We start from the raw sequence: 17,472 nt of genomic DNA, 5'->3' as shown, positions 1-17,472 counted from the left end.
TCCACGCCGACAACCGCCTGTTGTTCCCCCAGCATCAATCCACCGAGAGCACAACGCGGCACGCAATGCGTCGATGGCATAACGATCGCCGGTGGCATGGGTTCGCCGCATAGCGGCCTTGTACTTGGCTTCGGTCCCCCGAGGGGGGACTGTGACAAGTGCATCGGATCGAGCTCAGTCAACATGAAGTCCCAGACCTAGCGTATTAAGTATTGCCAGCGGTACGGCGCAATTTTGAGACGATGACGTAACGGTGTGCAATTGTCAAGAAGTCTTCGGGTTCGACACCAACGACATCGCGAACATAGGTGATCATGCCGTCCATTTTCCAGGTCCCTAGCACACTGTCTGGACGAATTCGATCGGCTACAGCAGCCACGGGCCGCGCACTTCCAATTTTCGGGTCGGTACGCCGCGTAGCGCAGCTAGAACACCGCCTGGTGCACGTATGAATGACAAGATTTGTGCCCAGTACTCGACCGGCTTATAGCAAGGATAACATCGAACAACTCTGATCAATGTTGAAAAGGAACCTCGAACACCTTGCGGCTGCGGCTCGTGGGTTGCGCGAAGACTTCCCACACAATGGGTCGCATTGCTACCAGCCAACTCATGTACCTTATCGAGATCACAAGTGAAACCAAGGCACTTGACGGGGGCAGCGCCATCGGCGGAACCTCCCGTTTTGCCGCAGACCAAAGACGCTGTCGAGTCACCGCCGTAGATCTGACCAGAGAGTACTACGACACGGCACGTTGGCTAAATCAACTTGTCAGCTTGGTCAAGCAGATCTTCGTTCAGCAATCGGACGTAACCAAACTGCCGTTCGTTGACGCCACCTTTCAGGTCATTTTCAGCCAACACGTTCATCTGAGCATGGCGAACAATGCCCACCTAATACTCCGAATCACACCGGGTATTGATCTACGAGAGTTGACTTGCCATGTGGAACATCACCATATCAAAAAGCGGCTAACTCTACTATCCGGAGCCATGGCCCGACGAGCCCAGCCACAGCCATCTCGTCACCTCCAACCAGTTACGAGTCATCATTGAGTCCTACAGCTTAGCAATCGAGCACTGGAACGATCGAACGGAGCAGGCGACCACACTCATGCAAGCCGTGCTGTACCTGTCGTCCAACCCGCTGGGACTACACGCGTTCGTCGCCAACTTGTAGCACAACACCAAGAAACTTCACTCGTGCCCCTTGCCGGCCAGCGGTTACAAGTCATCCAGGACATGTCACGAACCGTCACCAGAACAGCAAAGCGAGAGCGTGTAGTAGCGAATATCGAAACACGAACATGAGCTTCACAGTTTTTGACGCCTGAGAATCGTTATCGTCTCAACGAAAGTAACTGTTAAACGAACAAAAAACCAGGTCAAATGTAAACTCCTATACAAACAGCCGTGGCTTGACGGTTGGGCCGTTGACGCAAGGCCGGCTCGGCAATGCAATCAGCGCCGACACATTAGGTACGCTGCATCCCGGTGAGCCCGGACTGTGCAGCCAGCCCAACAGTGGGCATGGCGAACTGGGATCACCCAACTAGTAAAGTGAGGTCCACCGTGCTGGGTCTGCCGGAGCAAGTGCGCGCCTGCCTATTCGACCTCGACGGTGTTCTCACCGATACCGCGAGTGTCCATGCCAAGGCATGGCAGACCATGTTTGACACCTATCTATACCAACGGGCCAAGCACACCGGAGAAAATTTTGTGCCCTTCGACCCCACCGCAGACTACCGACAATACGTGGACGGTAAGAAGCGCGAAGACGGGGTCCGGTCATTTCTGGGCAGTCGGGGAATCACACTGCCTGAAGGCAGTGCCGACAACTCCGGCGACGTCGAGACAATATATGGCCTAGGCAACCGCAAAGACGACCTATTCCGGCAGGTACTCAAGGAGCATGGCATTGAGGTCTTCGACGGGTCGCGACGCTATCTGGAGGCAATCACGTACGCAGGCCTCGGCGTCGCCGTCGTGTCGTCGAGCACCAATACCCGCGACGTACTCAAGATCACCGGTCTTGACCGATTTGTCCAGCAACAGGTGGACGGTATCACCCTGCGTGAAGAGCACATCGCCGGCAAGCCGGCCCCCGACTCATACCTGCGCGGGGCGCAGTTGCTCGACGTCGCTCCCGACGCGGCAGCCGTATTCGAGGACGCCTTGTCCGGCGTGCAGGCCGGCCTGTCCGGTCACTTCGGCTTCGTGGTGGGCATCAACCGCACGGGTCGGGTAGACCAGGCCGAAGAACTGCGCCGCATCGGCGCCAATGTAGTGGTGACCGATCTCGCTGAACTACTGTAGGGCATCATCCCCGATGATCACCGAAGAAGCCTTCCCCGTAGAACCTTGGCAGATTCGCGAGACCCGGCTCGACCTGAACTTACTAGCCCAATCGGAATCCCTATTCGCCTTGTCCAACGGGCACATCGGGTTGCGCGGCAACCTCGACGAAGGCGAGCCGTACGGCCTGCCGGGAACCTATCTGAACTCCTTCTACGAAATCCGACCGCTGCCATATGCCGAAGCCGGATACGGGTATCCGGAGGCCGGTCAGACCGTCGTAGACGTCACCAACGGCAAGATCTTGCGTCTGTTCGTCGAGGACGAGCCGTTCGACGTCCGCTACGGGGAAGTAATCTTCCACGAGCGAGTCCTCGACCTGTGCGCCGGAACGCTGACCCGCCGCGCAAATTGGCGCTCGCCCGCGGACAAGCAAGTTAAGGTGGTGTCCACCCGTTTGGTGTCGCTGGCGCACCGTAGTGTCGCAGCTATCGAGTACGTCGTCGAAGCGCTGGACAAATTCGTGCGCGTGACCGTACAGTCTGAGCTCGTCTCCAACGAGGACCAACCCGAGACCTCGGGCGACCCGCGAGTGTCAGCCATTCTAGATAACCCGCTAGAGGCCGTCGAACACGAAGCCACTGAGCGCGGCGGACTTCTCATGCACCGGACCCGGGCGAGCTCCTTAATGATGGCCGCCGGAATGGATCACGAGGTCGAGGTTCCCGGACGAGTCGAGATCACCACCGACGCGCGTCCAGACTTGGCTCGGACCACCGTGATCTGCGGTCTGCGCCCAGGACAGAAGCTGCGCATCGTCAAATACCTGGCGTACGGCTGGTCAAGTCTGCGCTCCCGCCCAGCGCTGCATGACCAGGCCACCGCCGCACTGCACACCGCCCGCTACAGTGGATGGCAAGGATTGCTGGACGCGCAGCGCGCTTACCTCAACGAATTCTGGGACAGCGCCGACGTCGAAGTCGAGGGCGACCCGGAATCTCAGCAAGCAGTGCGGTTCGGGCTATTTCACCTGCTGCAGGCCAGCGCGCGCGCCGAACGGCGTGCTATCCCCAGCAAGGGACTCACCGGAACAGGCTACGACGGCCACGCTTTTTGGGATACCGAAGGTTTCGTGTTGCCAGTGCTTACCTACACCGCGCCGCATGCAGTCGCCGATGCGCTGCGGTGGCGTGCGTCGACATTACAGCTCGCCAAAGACCGGGCAGCCGAACTCGGGCTCGACGGTGCCAGCTTTTGCTGGCGAACCATCCGCGGGCAGGAGTGCTCGGCGTACTGGCCGGCGGGCACGGCGGCTTGGCACATCAACGCCGACATAGCGATGGCCTTCGAGCGATACCGCATTGTTACCGGTGACCACTCGTTGGAGGAAGAATGCGGCCTTGCTGTGCTCATCGAGACGGCCCGGCTGTGGCTTTCACTCGGACACCACGACCGGCATGGTGTCTGGCACCTCGATGGGGTCACCGGTCCCGACGAGTACACGGCGGTGGTCCGTGACAACGTGTTCACGAATCTAATGGCCGCGAGCAATCTGATCACCGCTGCTGATGCCTGCCTACGCCAGCCCGAAGCGGCAAAAGCAATGGGTGTCACAACCGAAGAGATGGCCGCTTGGCGCGACGCGGCCGACGCCGCCAACATTCCGTACGACGACGAGCTCGGTGTCCATCAGCAGTGTGAAGGGTTTACCACCTTTGCGGAGTGGGATTTTGAAGCCAACACCACCTACCCATTATTCCTGCACGAAGCCTACGTACGGCTCTACCCAGCACAAGTAATCAAGCAAGCCGACCTGGTGCTGGCGATGCAGTGGCAAAGTCATGCGTTCACCCCCGAACAAAAGGCGCGCAATGTCGACTACTACGAACGACGCATGGTGCGTGACTCATCGCTGTCAGCCTGCACACAGGCGGTGATGTGTGCCGAGGTCGGACATCTAGAGTTGGCCCACGACTATGCTTACGAGGCCGCGCTGATCGACCTGCGCGATCTGCACCGCAATACCCGTGACGGGTTGCACATGGCCTCACTCGCCGGTGCGTGGACAGCTCTAGTCGGGGGCTTCGGCGGCCTGCGTGACGATGAGGGCATCCTGTCCATCGATCCCCAACTGCCCCACGGCATCTCGCGTCTACGATTCCGACTACGCTGGCGCGGGTTCCGACTGACCGTGGACGCCAGGCATGCCGACGTCACCTACACCCTGCGCGACGGCCCTGGCGGCGAGCTAACCATCCGGCATGCCGGTGAACACCTCACACTGAAATCGGATTCACCGTCGACCATAGCGGTACGGGACCGAAAGCCACTCCTGCCGCCTCCATCACAGCCGCCGGGCCGCGAGCCAGTAAGCCGGCGCCATAAGTCGCTCATAATCAGTGCGGCTCGATGAGCCAGGCCACCTCGGCGTGCACGGCCCGCTGAAGCTGCGCTTCGGTCAGGTCGGCGATACCGATAACCGAATGCAGCATAGGAGTAAATAATTGCTAACCAAATTGCGGCGCAAGGAAATTAGCGACTGCCAGCAGTGCGCTGCGCGGTCGCTTCTGTGGCGTGGCCGCACGCCATCTAGCATCTCTGCAACGTTGGGAAATTGCTTCTCATCTGCCCCACGAGATAACCGTCGAATAGTGTCCGGGTCAGGACCCCATATGCCGATCGAGCCCACGTTCGACGACGTCACCTGACGCCGCGTAGTGCAGCAAACCGGTCAGCGTCATACCCAAGTGATATAGCACAGCACCCACCAATTGTTCTTTTTGGTTCCGAAGGGCCGAAAAACCAGTCCATCGTTGACCCCCGATCGGGCGGCGATATCGCGGATAGATGTCGCGGCCGGACCGCGCTCGGCAAACAAGTCAGTGGCATGGCTCCGCAACATCTTCCCGTCCGGCGGGAGCCTTGCGTGAGCGGGTTGCCGAGGGTGCAGTCATATGACTGCACTAGTCGATGCGATCGAACTGACTACGTCAGCTAGTCCCAAAAGGATGAAATGAAATAGAGTACACACACGATAAACGTCACCCAGCTAGGCAGCCGGATCGGGTCGAATCGATAACCGACACACAGCGGGAGTTCCGGGAGGCGTTCGAGAACCCGGTTTTCCGGAACGAACATCCGGTCGTGCGGGTGCACCCGAAGACCGGTGAGCCCATGTTACTGTTGGGAAATTTTATGCACAGCCTCGTCGGTCTGGACAGCCACGAACCAAGCGTGCTTTTGGAGTTGTTACAGCGACAAATCACCATGCCCGAAAACACCATCCGCTGGAACCGGGAGCCGGTCGACGTCACCGTTGAGGACAACCAATCACACAACACCAAGCAACCGACAACTACGACAACCAGCCACACCTCAATGCACAGGGTTACCTTGGTGGGCGATGTTCCGGTCAACATGCACGACGAACACAGTCGGATAGTAAGCTGTGCGCCACTGAGCCTCAGCCAACGCAGTGGCGTCATCCAGCGTTACCCACCCGTCCGGATCAATGGCTATAGCCACCGCAGCGCTCCCAGCGCTTCGGCGGGCACCACCGGGTGGTCCGGGGCGATCGGGGCCAGCCGACGGTACGACTCACCCTGCCGAGGGCGCTGATCGTGCTGGCCCTTGTTGGGCCACAAGGAGGCTGCACGCTCAGCTTGCGCAGCGATAGACAACGATGGGTTGACGCCCAGGTTCGCCGAAATCGCTGCGCCGTCCACCACGTACAGTGTAGGATAGCCGTAGACTCGATGGTAGGGGTCTATCACCCCGTGTTCAGCGTTGTCGCCAATCACCGCACCGCCAAGAAAGTGCGCGGTCAGCGGGATGTTGAAAAGCTCGCCCCAGGTACCGCCGGCCACGCCGTCGATCTTGGCGGCTAGACGGCGGGTGACCTCGTTGCCGATCGGGATCCACGACGGGTTCGGTTCTCCGTTCCCCTGTTTGCTGGAGTACCAACGGATGCCCAGTTTCCCCCGCTTGGTAAACGTGGTGATCGAGTTATCCAAGTGCTGCATCACCAACGCGATCACCGTGCGTTCGCTCCACCGACGGGGATTAATCAGCCGCAGCATGCGGCGCGGATCTTCGCTGGCCTGATGCAATAACTGCCTCCAGCGCGGCACATCGGTGCCCTCGGGACCGGGCCCGTCAGTCATCAAGGTCTGCAACAATCCCATCGCGTTGGACCCCTTGCCGTAGCGTATGGGTTCGATATGCGTGTCCGACGTCGGGTGAATCGACGACGTGATCGCCACGCCATGCGTCAGGTCCCGGTCAGGCATGACGTTCAAGGTCCCAGCACCGACAATCGACTCCGAGTTTGTCCGAGTCAACACACCCAAGCGCTGCGACAGACGAGGCAACTTACCTTGGTCACGCATCCTGAACAGCAAACGTTGCGTCCCCCACGTGCCGGCGGCCAGCAGCAGGTGTGCAGCGGTAAACGTGCGTCTGCCCCTGCGCAGCCAACTGCCGGTGCGGACCGTATGAACTTCCCACAGCCCCTCGGACCGCAGTTCGAATCCTTTCACCGTCGTCATCGGAATCACTTGCGCACCTGCTGATTCCGCTAGACCAAGGTAATTTTTCACCAACGTGTTCTTGGCACCGTGGCGACAACCCGTCATACAGCAACCACATTCCAGGCAGCCGGTGCGCACTGGCCCCACGCCGCCGAAATACGGGTCGGCCACGGTCCGACCCGGCGTCTGAGTGCCATCAGGGCCGAAAAACACCCCCACCGGCGTCGGCACAAAGGTGTCGCCAAACCCCATCTCATCGACAACCTCTTTGAGTATCCGGTCGGCGTCGGTGAAGGTCGGGTTACAAACCACACCTAACATCCGCTGCGCCTGGTCGTAATGCGGCGCCAGCTCGCTGTGCCAGTCGGTGATGTGCGCCCACTGCTGGTTGGCAAAGAACGGCTCCGGCGGAACGTACAACGTATTCGCGTAGTTCAACGAACCGCCTCCCACTCCGGCGCCGGCCAATATCATCACGTTGCGCAGCAGGTGAATGCGTTGGATGCCGTAGCAGCCCAGCTTCGGCGCCCAGAGGAATTTACGCAGATCCCAGGACGTCTTGGCAAAATCCTCGTCGGCGAAGCGACGGCCCGCCTCCAAAACACCGACCCGGTAACCTTTTTCCGTGAGCCGCAGCGCACTGACACTGCCGCCAAACCCTGAACCGATGATTAAGACGTCATAATCCGGCTTCATCGCCCCAGTATGACCCGCCTTAGGCACCAGCGTGCGGGCTGGTCGCACGTTTGGCGACCGAACCTCAGATGCTGACGATCAGACCGACCTTCTGGAATTCCTTGAGGTCGCAATAGCCGGCCTTAGCCATAGATCGGCGCAGACCACCAACAAGATTCAGGGTGCCGAATGGGTTGTCGGAGGGCCCGTTCAAAACCTGCTGCAATGACGGTCGCTCACCGACAGCGGTCTGTAGCAACGCCCCGCGTGGCAGAGACGGGTGCGCCGCCGCGGCCGGCCAGAACCACCCGCCGCCGAGTGCCTCGGCACTTTGGGCCAACGGTGTACCCAGCACCACCGCGTCGGCACCACAGGCAATAGCTTTGGCCAACTCGCCAGACGTGTAGATATCGCCGTCGGCCAGCACGTGGACGTAGCGACCACCGGTCTCATCGAGGTATTCGCGCCGCGCAGCAGCCGCGTCGGCGATCGCCGTAGCCATCGGCACGCTGATGCCTAACACTTCATCGGAGGTAGTGGCCCCTCTAGTGGAGCCATAGCCGACGATCACGCCAGCCGCGCCGGTGCGCATCAGGTGCAGCGCCGTGCGGTGGTCGAGCACACCGCCAGCGACCACCGGAACGTCGAGCTCAGAGATGAATGTTTTCAGGTTGAGTGGTTCACCACCGCTGGCAACACACTCGGCCGAGACGATGGAACCCTGGACGACCAGTAGGTCAATTCCGGCAGCGAGCAACACCGGCGTCAACACTTGGGCATTTTGCGGGCTGACTCGCACTGCAGTGGTCACTCCCGCCTCCCGAATCCGAGCTACCGCCGAACCCAGCAGGTCCGGATTCAGCGGCGCAGCATGCAGTTCCTGCAGCAAACAGACCGCAGTCGCCGGTTCAGGCTCTTTCTCGGCAGCCTCGATCAACTGTGCGACCTTGGCACCGACATCAGCATGGCGGCCAATCAGCCCCTCACCGTTGAGCACACCCAGCCCACCAAGCCGGCCCAGCTCGATGGCGAACTCCGGCGACACTAACGCATCGGTCGGGTGTGCCACGACGGGGATCTCGAACCGGTAGGCGTCGAGTTGCCAAGCCGTCGACACGTCTTTCGACGAGCGAGTGCGACGCGACGGCACGATGCTGATCTCACGGAGCTCATATGTTCGACGGGCCACGCGGCCCATCCCTATCTCGACCATGTCGGGCGTCAACGCGGGTAATAGTTGGGGGCTTCGACAGTCATCGCAACGTCGTGCGGGTGGCTCTCTTTGAGTCCGGCGGGCGTTATCCGGACGAACTGTGCCTGCTGCAACACCTCGATGGTAGGAGAGCCGGTGTAACCCATCGCAGCGCGCAGACCACCCACCAGCTGGTGGATCACTGACGACAGCGGACCACGGAACGGCACCCTGCCCTCGATTCCCTCAGGGACCAACTTGTCCTCGGACAAAGCGTCGTCGGCGAAATAGCGGTCCTTGGAATACGACTTATCCCCACCTCTACCTTGCATGGCGCCCAACGACCCCATGCCGCGATAGCTCTTGAACTGCTTGCCATTGACGAAGATCAACTCGCCTGGTGCCTCGGCAGTGCCAGCCAACAAAGAACCCAGCATGGTCGTCGACGCGCCGGCGGCCAGCGCCTTGGCGATATCGCCGGAATACTGTAACCCGCCGTCGGCTATGACAGGAACGCCCGCCGGTCCGCACGCCGCGACGGCCTCCAGGATCGCAGTAATCTGCGGCGCGCCGACACCGGCCACCACACGGGTCGTGCAAGTAGACCCGGGCCCTACGCCGACCTTCACCGCGTCGGCGCCGGCCTCTACCAAAGCTGCCGCTGCCGACCTGGTAGCGACATTGCCACCAATCACCTGGACCCGGTCGCCAATTTCGACCTTGAGTTTGCCGACCATGTCGAGCACCAACCGATTGTGCGCGTGCGCGGTGTCGACGATCAGCACGTCGACACCAGCGTCGACTAACATCATCGCGCGGACCCAGGCATCTCCGCCGACACCGACGGCCGCACCCACCAGCAGCCGACCATCGTTGTCCTTGGTCGCCAGCGGGTGCTGCTCGGTTTTAACGAAGTCTTTGACAGTGATCAGCCCGGTCAGCCGGCCATGGCCGTCGACAACGGGCAGCTTTTCGATCTTATTTCGCCGCAACAAACCCAATGCCGCGTCGGCGCTGACACCCTCAGCAGCTGTGATCAGCGGTGTTTTGGTCATCACCTCGGCGACCTGTTTGGACTGGTCGACCTCGAACCGCATGTCGCGGTTGGTGATGATGCCAGCCAGTGCACCGGAATCGTCGACCACTGGTAACCCGGAGATCCGAAACCGGGCGCACAACGCGCCAACCTGGGCCAAGGTGTTGTCCGGCCGGCAGGTGACCGGATCAGTAACCATGCCAGCCTCAGACCGCTTCACCGTCTCGACCTGTCCGGCCTGTTCGCCAACAGGCAGATTGCGGTGCAGCACGCCCATGCCGCCCGCCCGAGCCATGGCGATGGCCATCCGTGCCTCGGTGACGGTATCCATCGCTGAGCTGACCAACGGCACCTTGAGCCTGATCTTCTTGGTCAGCTGACTGGAAATGTCTGCAGTAGCAGGCACCACGTCGGAAGCTGCAGGCAACAGCAGGACATCGTCGAAAGTCAGCCCCAGCATGGCCACCTTGTGTGGGTTGTCACCCCCGGTCGCGGCTGGGTCGTCCATCAGGCCACCGAGGCGCACGTACGAACTGGCAACGAAATCGGAGCTTTCTTTCAGGTTGGACATGCCACGGATCATCGGTGCGGCCCTCCATATGCATGCGGAGTGAGAAATCCCATCTTATAGGCTTACCAATCCTCTGGGCTCGCTTGGCCGGGTGTTGTGCCGGTGATGAAACAACATCGGTCTTGGCTGCTGGCATTATTGCTGCCTGCCTGCGTAGGCTAGAGGCGTGCGTGACCACCTACCACCGGGTTTGCCACCCGACCCGTTTGCTGACGACCCCTGCGATCCGTCGGCGGCGCTCGATGCCGTAGAGCCAGGTCAACCGCTAGACCAGCAGGAGCGGATTGCGGTCGAAGCCGACCTGGCCGACCTGGCCGTTTACGAGGCACTGTTGGCGCATAAGGGAATTCGTGGACTTGTGGTGTGCTGTGACGAATGTCAACAAGACCACTATCACGACTGGGACATGCTGCGTGCCAACCTGCTGCAACTACTGATCGACGGCACTGTCCGCCCGCACGAGCCGGCCTACGACCCCGAACCGGACTCCTACGTCACGTGGGATTATTGCCGGGGATACGCAGATGCATCGCTAAACCAAGCGACATCAGACGCGGATGGCTATCGCCGCCGTCACTGATGACGCAGCATTTGCGCTCGATCAATCGGCCCGAAAAACTAGTAGCACTGACTACGTAGTAGCTAGCCGACCACACGGTTAATGCTGAGGCAGAGCGTCTAGCAACCACCTCGGGCAATCGCCCTTCAAGATGTCACGGTTGTGTGTGTGTCATGCACCCCGTCCAAAAGACCCCAGGAATAACACAGCAACGACACACAGATGCTCCTAGCAGCTAACGTCAACTGTCATTCACATCTAATAATATGAACCTAATAATGAACCGTTGTGTAGTCGCTGCTGTTCGGGTGATCAGAGGTGTAGAAATTATAACAATCCAGCTCATGCATAGCACGGCTGGGACGCAACACCCACAAGTCAACTGGCTTACCGTTTACTGATGTGAGAACTGTGGCCGGGTGTCGATACTCATGCACTAGTCTATGCTCACCCCTTGGGTAATAGCTTCTAGCTGGAACCGAGAGAAGTCCTGGATTTACGCCACTGAGAACGAAGTAGGGGAAGTTAGTCCCCGCGTGTAAAACGATGAGGGCACATCTGGGTCCCCCATCAACCCGTCGAAATGCCGTAGTGTTGTCCACACTATATGCACCGCTCAGCTACGTCTGATGGCTTACTGTGGACCCGCCCCACGCAGATTAGTATTTGGTTAAGTCCGTGCCGCGCAGATCGGCTACATCAAACCTAACGTCCCTAAAGTCCACGCCGGTGAAATTACGGCCACGACAAGTCCTCGCGGTTGGCTATCTAGCCAAGGCAACTGGTAAGACACCCCGCTTCCCCAGATGCATAGACCACGCCACTAGACCCTGCCATCAGCACAACAACGACATCTGCCATCAACCCTGCAGAACCCAGCCGGCTACCAAACCCACCATTCATGTGACTCCTGCACCTTTTCTCGTTCTGCTTTTTTCAGACTTGTTTTCAAACGCTTTTGATCTCACATCGCACAGTCCACAGCGACAGCAGCGCTAGGACCACCCATAGGCAATCGACATCAGGCACCCCGCCAAACAATTTAAATCCAGAATCCAGCAGAACCGGTCGACAGCACGCTTGCACCATCGTGTCTTCGAGATGAAGGTGCCCAATCCCCGCGGCCAACTCCAAATAAACCGAGCCCGAACAGTGTACTGATCAGATCCGCGAACCAACCCCGATACATGAATCACCCAACAAATGGACAGTACAATGCGATATATGCGGATGTAAGCTTATGAAGCAAACGAACGACGTTTGTTGTGCCATACAGCACCAAGGTCAGAGCCATGTAACTGACCACGCAGCAGGTGAATAATCTTGGAAGGCGGTGGTGGCCGCATCACTTGCCTCGGTAAAGTCACGGCACCGCTTTAGCTTAGAGCATGACGCCGGGCGGCTCTGAAGAAGAAACTTGCGACAGCCTGTGATGGTGGTGTTGGCTCGCCGGTGGAATCGACAACTAGGTCGAGGACTAGCCAGGCGGCGCAGGAACCGGTTATGCCCGCCTCCAGCAGAGGCTTAGTGGTCAAGGTGGTTGAGGCGGCCGGCACCGGCAACGAGGCATTCGGGTTGTGGGTCTCCACCTTCGTGTTCAACAGATTTATTTCATTCATCAGGTCATCTCTGCGGTTATCGTCTTCTATCGATTACACGCTGCTGCTAACCTCAGCCAACTGATTCTCAGTCTGATACCATTGGCCTTAGGCGATCAGATCATTTGTTGAACCTTGGCCAGTTCGGTCTTGGCGGACAACACAATTTGATTATTATTGACTTGCGGGTGTGTTCAAGAACATCGTATGCAATCCGGACAATATCCGTCCGGGACGGGTATCAGCCACCACGGCGACCAGTCCACTCAGAACTAGCAGAGTCACTGCCACTGATCCGACCGCTCCCAGGCCGCGAGGAGTGAGCCGGCTCTGCAATCCCAGTGCACAGCGCCTCGACGGCCTCACCTTAGGACACCAATGCGCTGGCCGGTGGGGCCCCCACCTCAAGTCATCACGTCAGTCCGCCAACAACGCGGCCAGCATGTCATCCACCGGGATCGTCGACGTCGACTATGACGTTCGGCGAACACATCTAAGAGCAGATCATGCGGGCCACCTCGTCCAAAGCGAGCTGCTCCGGAAGCGCATAACCAAATTCAGGCATAATCACCCGCCGCGACGATCTCGGACGTCAACCGCAACAACGCGCGGTGCTGGGCTACCCCGGACCGTCCCGGTATTGCTGCCTACAGCGGCGGCGATCTCCTCGGCAGACAGGCCGACGACCACACGCAGGATGAGAATATCGCGCTGCTTGGCAGGCAAGATCTCGAGCAGTTCGTTCATCAGTGTGACCGAATCGGCTTGGATGAACAGCTGCTCCGGGCCCGCGTCGGCCGACCAGCGCTCGGGAACTGCTCCGGCTAGATAGGCAAAAACCGTGGCCGGCAGACCGATGGGCGTCAGCTACGTTGTGGGCGATGATGCCATGCAGAAAGGCCAGGAAAACGGGCATCCCCCGGTCCCGGTAGCTGGGCAGCGCGATTATGGCCGCCAAGCAAACCTCCTGTGCCAAATCGTCGGCTGACAGACCACTCCGCTCAACCGTGTCGATTCGGTCGATTCGAGCGCGGCAATATCGCACGACGATCGAGCGAATGGTCTCCAGCACTTCGCGAAGTGCATTCCTGATCGCCAGTCACGGCCTCAGCCACCACAGTATCGAGACGGTCCCATTTTAAACTATAATTACGGCGGTCTCGCCAACGCTACGGTCCCGGACACATCTCAGGCTAAGACACAGCTAAGCAATAACGGCCAGATGCCATGTCACGCGGTACGCCAGGTTCCACCGGCACGCCGCACCTGGTCTGCGCAGACATCGCGAAGCTCGGACAACTCCGGTTCGCTAAACGTGACGCTTCCGATATCGATCAGCAAGCAAGCCAGTGCCCAGCGAAGTGGTATCAACCCTAATCGGCCAGTGGCCGCCAGTGCCGCCTCAGCGACGACGCGGGCGCGCTCAGTGGCGGCGCTGCATAGGGCGGCGGCCAGCACGACATCACTTTTGACCTGGTGCCGCACCGACACGACTCTCCCAACCTGGGCCAGTTCAACCGCTTCCCGGGCGTGACGCACAGCAGTCGCCCCGTCACCTACGGCCATCGCTAATTCAGCGGCCACCCAGCGCCGACGCACCGCCAACCGGTCCGCCACCTGAGCCGGCAATTGTGCCGGAGCTAGCGCCGAGCCTACGCGCCTCAACAATGTCGCCGCGGCGGCCAAACGGCCGACGCCGAGCGCGTCGGCCGCCAGCCCGATCAATGCATCGGCACGAGCCTCGGAATCGGTGCCAGCCAGCACCAGGGCACGACCATCCCAACCCCGCGCCAACGAGTGCCAACCGAGTTGGCGCAAGAACGATCCGTGTGTACTGTGCGCCAGCGAGGCCAGCCTCCCGGCCGGAACGCTGCGTCGCAACACCGCCAGGTCGCGGTAGGCGCTGCTGTAGTGACCCTGCCCACCGGCCGCAACGGCTCGCAACCACAGTTGGTGAGGTGTAGTAGCCGTCGGCAACGGCCAACGGCCCGGCTGGTTTCCAAAGGCAGCGGCAGCAAGCATTGGCTCAGCCGCCGAAGTGTGACCAATTTCAACCACAATGCTAACCGAGGTCACTAGTCCAATCTGTGTAGTGTCTACGTTACCGAAATATTAACCCAGGTCCACCCGTAGCCTAATTGCCGAAGCCTAGACATAAGGACTCGGAACTGGAAAAACTTGGCATCGATAGGCTCCTCCGTACAGCAAGTTTTACATTCGGCGAAAACGTCGGAGATGAACGCAGTATTAATTCTCGTGCAACCCTTACACATTTTGCCGCGGAGAGTGGCTATTGACTCTAATTCGTCAGCCCACTTACCGTCTAATGTTGTCGGGTAGTCATCGATGACGCCACTCCAAAATCAGTGTGCACACTCACGTACGTTTGTGAACCCACCCTCCACTTGGGCGTACCGTGCAGAGAGGGAATACGTAATGCCACAGCCTAAGCAGCTACCTGGGCCCAACGCCACTATCTGGAACTGGCAACTGCAAGGCCTGTGTCGCGGCGTTGATTCATCAATGTTCTTCCATCCCGACGGGGAGCGTGGCCGTGCCCGTATGCAACGCGAGCAGCGCGCTAAGGAAATGTGCCGGCGCTGTCCGGTTATCGAGGAATGTCGTGCTCATGCGCTGGACGTCGGCGAACCCTACGGCGTTTGGGGCGGTTTGTCCGAATCCGAGCGCGACCTACTCCTCAAGGGCGATCTCGCGCGCAGCCGCAGTATCCCTCGCAGCGCCTAATAAACCTGGCTTGGACCAGCACCGGTTGCAAGCCACCCTAGGTCAACCTAAATTGCGTGGACGCTAATCCGTCGGTAGCGTCGCGCGTCCTGGCCGCGTTTACCACAGGTTTCCGAGCACCATTCGCGGCGAGGGTGAGATCTGACAAAATAGACAAAATATATACCACGCATCCGGGGCCGTGGCAGGTGCGCAGCTTGATATCGCTGGGTCCTGTGAACATGTCCAATCGAGTCACGCGCGAGTTCGGCTAAGGCGACGCGGGCCAGTGAAATAGGCACCGGACGACCGTGGTGCAGCCGACCCCCCGAATAACGAGTTGAGTGTAGGGCAGCTTCTTAGCTGCCCAATCCCCCAGGTCAACAGCGTTGCCGATGCTGTTGACCTGGGGGATTGGGCAGCCAGTCGGAGATCGGCTATGGCGAAAGCGGGTAACCGGCGAAGGGAGTCCTCGTAACAGCTTGGCCCCGGCCAGCTCGGCACGACGGGGGTCTCCGCTAACTTTGGCAGCGTATTGCCCTCTGCTGTGAAACCGAACGCATATCAACTAGAAAGACCCCCGGTATCCGGGGGTCTTTCTAGGGGTACGCACTGGCTGTTTAGTGCGCATGGCCGTGGTGGTCATGCTCTTCTGTCTTGGCCGGCTTGTCCACCACCGCCGTTTCGGTGGTGAGCATCATCCGCGCCACCGAGGCCGCGTTAAGCACCGCTGATCTGGTGACCTTGACCGGGTCGACGACACCATCGGCGACCAAATCGCCATAGCCCAGCGTGCTAGCATTCAGTCCGTGCCCGGCGGGCAGCCCGCTAACCTTGTCGACCACCACCGCGCCATCCAACCCGGCGTTAGTGGCAATCCAGTAAAGCGGTGCCTTGAGCGCCTCGAAAAATACGTCGATGCCGAGGGCTTCGTCTCCGGTCAGCGACGTACGCAATTGCTTGAGCGCCGCGCCGCACTGGACGAGCGCCGATCCACCACCCGCGATGATACCCTCCTCGATAGACGCCTTCGCAGCCGCGACGGCGTCTTCGACGCTTTCCTTGCGTTTCTTCAGCGCCGTCTCGGTGACAGCCCCCACCTTGATGACGGCCACGCCACCGGCCAGTTTGGCCACGCGCTCCTGCAGCTTTTCGCGATCCCATTCTGAGTCGCTGACCTCTATCTCGGCCCGCAGCTGATTGACTCGCTTGGCCACCGCGTCGTTGGAACCGCCGCCGTCGACGATGATCGTGTCGTCCTTACTAACCACCACACGGCGGGCCGAGCCCAGCACGTCAGTGCCCACCTCGCGCAGCACCAGGCCGGTTTCGGGGTTGACTACCTGACCACCCGTCACAATTGCCAAATCTTCGAGGAAGGCCTTGCGTCGGTCGCCGAAGAACGGGGACTTAACCGCAACCGCCTTGAGCGTCTTGCGGATCGAGTTAACGACAAGCGTCGCCAATGCTTCACCCTCGAGGTCTTCGGCGACGATCAGCAGCGGCTTGCCTGACTCAGTGACCTTCTCGAGCATCGGCAGCAACTCAGGCAGCGAGCTGATCTTCTCCTGGTGCAGCAGGACCAGCGGATCGTCGAGCACAGCCTGCTGCGAGTCGAAGTCGGTCACGAAATACGCCGACAGGAAACCTTTGTCGAAGCCGACGCCCTCGGTGAACTCTAGCTCGGTGTCCAGCGTCGACGACTCTTCAACGCTGACAACGCCGTCAGTGCCGACCTTGTTCATCCCCTCGCCGACCAGCGCACCGATCTGCTCGTCGCGCGAAGAAACCGTCGCAACCTGCGTGATGGCGTCCTTGCCGGCCACCGGGGTTGCTACCGCCAGCAGTGCCTCGGACACCGCGTCGGCGGCCTTGCTGATGCCAGCACCTAGGGCGACCGGGTTGGCCCCGGCGGCGACCATGCGCAGGCCGCCCTTGACCAGCGCCTGGGCCAACACGGTCGCGGTGGTAGTGCCGTCGCCAGCGACGTCGTTGGTCTTGGTGGCCACCGACTTCACCAGCTGAGCGCCCAGATTTTCGAACGGGTCCTCTAGGTCGATCTCACGCGCGACGGTGACACCGTCGTTGGTGATGGTGGGCCCGCCGAATGCCTTGGCCAACACCACATGTCGACCGCGCGGCCCAAGTGTTACCCGCACCGTGTCGGCGAGCTTGTTCATGCCCACCTCCATGGCATGACGCGCGGTTTCGTCGTACTCAATCAGCTTGCTCATCAGGCTCCTTTAAACGCATGCCGCCCCGGAAATCACCCGTGGTTAAGCACGGGGATCGC

The 17,472-nt window shown here is 60.0% G+C and carries 11 protein-coding genes and 4 pseudogenes; 7 read left to right on the top strand and 8 right to left on the bottom strand.

Annotation, left to right across the window (positions count from 1 at the left end):
- Window positions 1-585 precede the first annotated feature (585 nt).
- The 3 genes from ML_RS01920 (at window position 586) to ML_RS01910 (ending at window position 4,708) form a co-directional block, all read left to right on the top strand.
- Window positions 586-1,056, top strand: a complete 471-nt coding sequence (locus ML_RS01920) for a class I SAM-dependent methyltransferase (protein ID WP_330944608.1) — start codon at window positions 586-588, stop codon at window positions 1,054-1,056.
- Window positions 1,057-1,530: 474 nt separating this feature from the next.
- Complete coding sequence (locus ML_RS01915) at window positions 1,531-2,316, top strand: beta-phosphoglucomutase family hydrolase (RefSeq protein ID WP_010907705.1); 786 nt, start codon at window positions 1,531-1,533, stop codon at window positions 2,314-2,316.
- A gap of 13 nt (window positions 2,317-2,329) precedes the next feature.
- On the top strand, window positions 2,330-4,708 hold the full coding sequence (locus tag ML_RS01910; protein WP_010907704.1) for a glycoside hydrolase family 65 protein: 2,379 nt from the start codon (window positions 2,330-2,332) through the stop codon (window positions 4,706-4,708).
- Here ML_RS01910 and ML_RS01905 read toward each other — a convergent pair.
- A pseudogene (locus ML_RS01905) lies at window positions 4,692-5,249 on the bottom strand (TetR/AcrR family transcriptional regulator). The gene ML_RS01910 and the pseudogene ML_RS01905 overlap by 17 nt on opposite strands.
- A gap of 76 nt (window positions 5,250-5,325) precedes the next feature.
- On the opposite strand from ML_RS01905, the pseudogene ML_RS14890 reads away from it, so the two are divergent.
- A pseudogene (locus tag ML_RS14890) lies at window positions 5,326-5,763 on the top strand (TauD/TfdA dioxygenase family protein); the annotation flags it as partial.
- 47 nt (window positions 5,764-5,810) lie between these two features.
- Here ML_RS14890 and ML_RS01895 read toward each other — a convergent pair.
- The 3 genes from ML_RS01895 to guaB all read right to left on the bottom strand — a co-directional run bounded on the left by ML_RS01895 (window position 5,811) and on the right by guaB (window position 10,310).
- On the bottom strand, window positions 5,811-7,520 hold the full coding sequence (locus ML_RS01895; RefSeq protein ID WP_010907703.1) for a GMC oxidoreductase: 1,710 nt from the start codon (window positions 7,518-7,520) through the stop codon (window positions 5,811-5,813).
- 64 nt (window positions 7,521-7,584) lie between these two features.
- Complete coding sequence (locus ML_RS01890) at window positions 7,585-8,712, bottom strand: GuaB3 family IMP dehydrogenase-related protein (protein ID WP_041322396.1); 1,128 nt, start codon at window positions 8,710-8,712, stop codon at window positions 7,585-7,587.
- A gap of 8 nt (window positions 8,713-8,720) precedes the next feature.
- Window positions 8,721-10,310, bottom strand: a complete 1,590-nt coding sequence (gene guaB / locus ML_RS01885) for an IMP dehydrogenase (RefSeq protein ID WP_010907701.1) — start codon at window positions 10,308-10,310, stop codon at window positions 8,721-8,723.
- Window positions 10,311-10,464: 154 nt separating this feature from the next.
- Between guaB and ML_RS01880 the strand changes: the two genes are divergently transcribed.
- Window positions 10,465-10,878, top strand: a complete 414-nt coding sequence (locus ML_RS01880; protein WP_010907700.1) for a DUF5319 domain-containing protein — start codon at window positions 10,465-10,467, stop codon at window positions 10,876-10,878.
- 638 nt (window positions 10,879-11,516) lie between these two features.
- Here the strand turns inward: ML_RS01880 and ML_RS18430 are convergent.
- Window positions 11,517-11,588: pseudogene (locus tag ML_RS18430) on the bottom strand (hypothetical protein); the annotation flags it as partial.
- A 772-nt stretch (window positions 11,589-12,360) separates the two neighbouring features.
- On the opposite strand from ML_RS18430, the gene ML_RS18425 reads away from it, so the two are divergent.
- Window positions 12,361-12,540 carry a hypothetical protein gene (locus ML_RS18425; protein ID WP_041322389.1) on the top strand — a complete coding sequence of 60 codons (180 nt, stop codon included), beginning with the start codon at window positions 12,361-12,363 and terminating at the stop codon, window positions 12,538-12,540.
- A 472-nt stretch (window positions 12,541-13,012) separates the two neighbouring features.
- Here the strand turns inward: ML_RS18425 and shbA are convergent.
- Window positions 13,013-13,573: pseudogene (gene shbA, locus ML_RS01865) on the bottom strand (RNA polymerase sigma factor ShbA).
- 112 nt (window positions 13,574-13,685) lie between these two features.
- Window positions 13,686-14,477, bottom strand: a complete 792-nt coding sequence (locus ML_RS01860) for a hypothetical protein (protein WP_162618307.1) — start codon at window positions 14,475-14,477, stop codon at window positions 13,686-13,688.
- Window positions 14,478-14,891: 414 nt separating this feature from the next.
- On the opposite strand from ML_RS01860, the gene ML_RS01855 reads away from it, so the two are divergent.
- Window positions 14,892-15,200, top strand: a complete 309-nt coding sequence (locus tag ML_RS01855; protein WP_010907698.1) for a WhiB family transcriptional regulator — start codon at window positions 14,892-14,894, stop codon at window positions 15,198-15,200.
- A gap of 599 nt (window positions 15,201-15,799) precedes the next feature.
- Here the strand turns inward: ML_RS01855 and groL are convergent.
- On the bottom strand, window positions 15,800-17,413 hold the full coding sequence (gene groL, locus ML_RS01850) for a chaperonin GroEL (RefSeq protein WP_010907697.1): 1,614 nt from the start codon (window positions 17,411-17,413) through the stop codon (window positions 15,800-15,802).
- Window positions 17,414-17,472: the final 59 nt, after the last annotated feature.

Origin of the sequence: Mycobacterium leprae TN, from assembly GCF_000195855.1 — a bacterium.
Taxonomy (GTDB): domain Bacteria; phylum Actinomycetota; class Actinomycetes; order Mycobacteriales; family Mycobacteriaceae; genus Mycobacterium; species Mycobacterium leprae.
Note: the sequence above shows the minus strand (reverse complement) of the source record. Positions and strands in the feature narration are given on the sequence as shown.

What these genes read in the sequence shown, in the direction of transcription:
- ML_RS01920 (WP_330944608.1), top strand. Translation starts at nt 586, where the DNA reads ATGGGTCGCATTGCTACCAGCCAACTCATGTACCTTATCGAGATCACA.
- ML_RS01915 (WP_010907705.1), top strand. Translation starts at nt 1,531, where the DNA reads ATGGCGAACTGGGATCACCCAACTAGTAAAGTGAGGTCCACCGTGCTG.
- ML_RS01910 (WP_010907704.1), top strand. Translation starts at nt 2,330, where the DNA reads ATGATCACCGAAGAAGCCTTCCCCGTAGAACCTTGGCAGATTCGCGAG.
- ML_RS01895 (WP_010907703.1), bottom strand. Translation starts at nt 7,520, where the DNA reads ATGAAGCCGGATTATGACGTCTTAATCATCGGTTCAGGGTTTGGCGGC.
- ML_RS01890 (WP_041322396.1), bottom strand. Translation starts at nt 8,712, where the DNA reads ATGGTCGAGATAGGGATGGGCCGCGTGGCCCGTCGAACATATGAGCTC.
- guaB (WP_010907701.1), bottom strand. Translation starts at nt 10,310, where the DNA reads ATGATCCGTGGCATGTCCAACCTGAAAGAAAGCTCCGATTTCGTTGCC.
- ML_RS18425 (WP_041322389.1), top strand. Translation starts at nt 12,361, where the DNA reads ATGCCCGCCTCCAGCAGAGGCTTAGTGGTCAAGGTGGTTGAGGCGGCC.
- ML_RS01860 (WP_162618307.1), bottom strand. Translation starts at nt 14,477, where the DNA reads ATGCTTGCTGCCGCTGCCTTTGGAAACCAGCCGGGCCGTTGGCCGTTG.
- ML_RS01855 (WP_010907698.1), top strand. Translation starts at nt 14,892, where the DNA reads ATGCCACAGCCTAAGCAGCTACCTGGGCCCAACGCCACTATCTGGAAC.
- groL (WP_010907697.1), bottom strand. Translation starts at nt 17,413, where the DNA reads ATGAGCAAGCTGATTGAGTACGACGAAACCGCGCGTCATGCCATGGAG.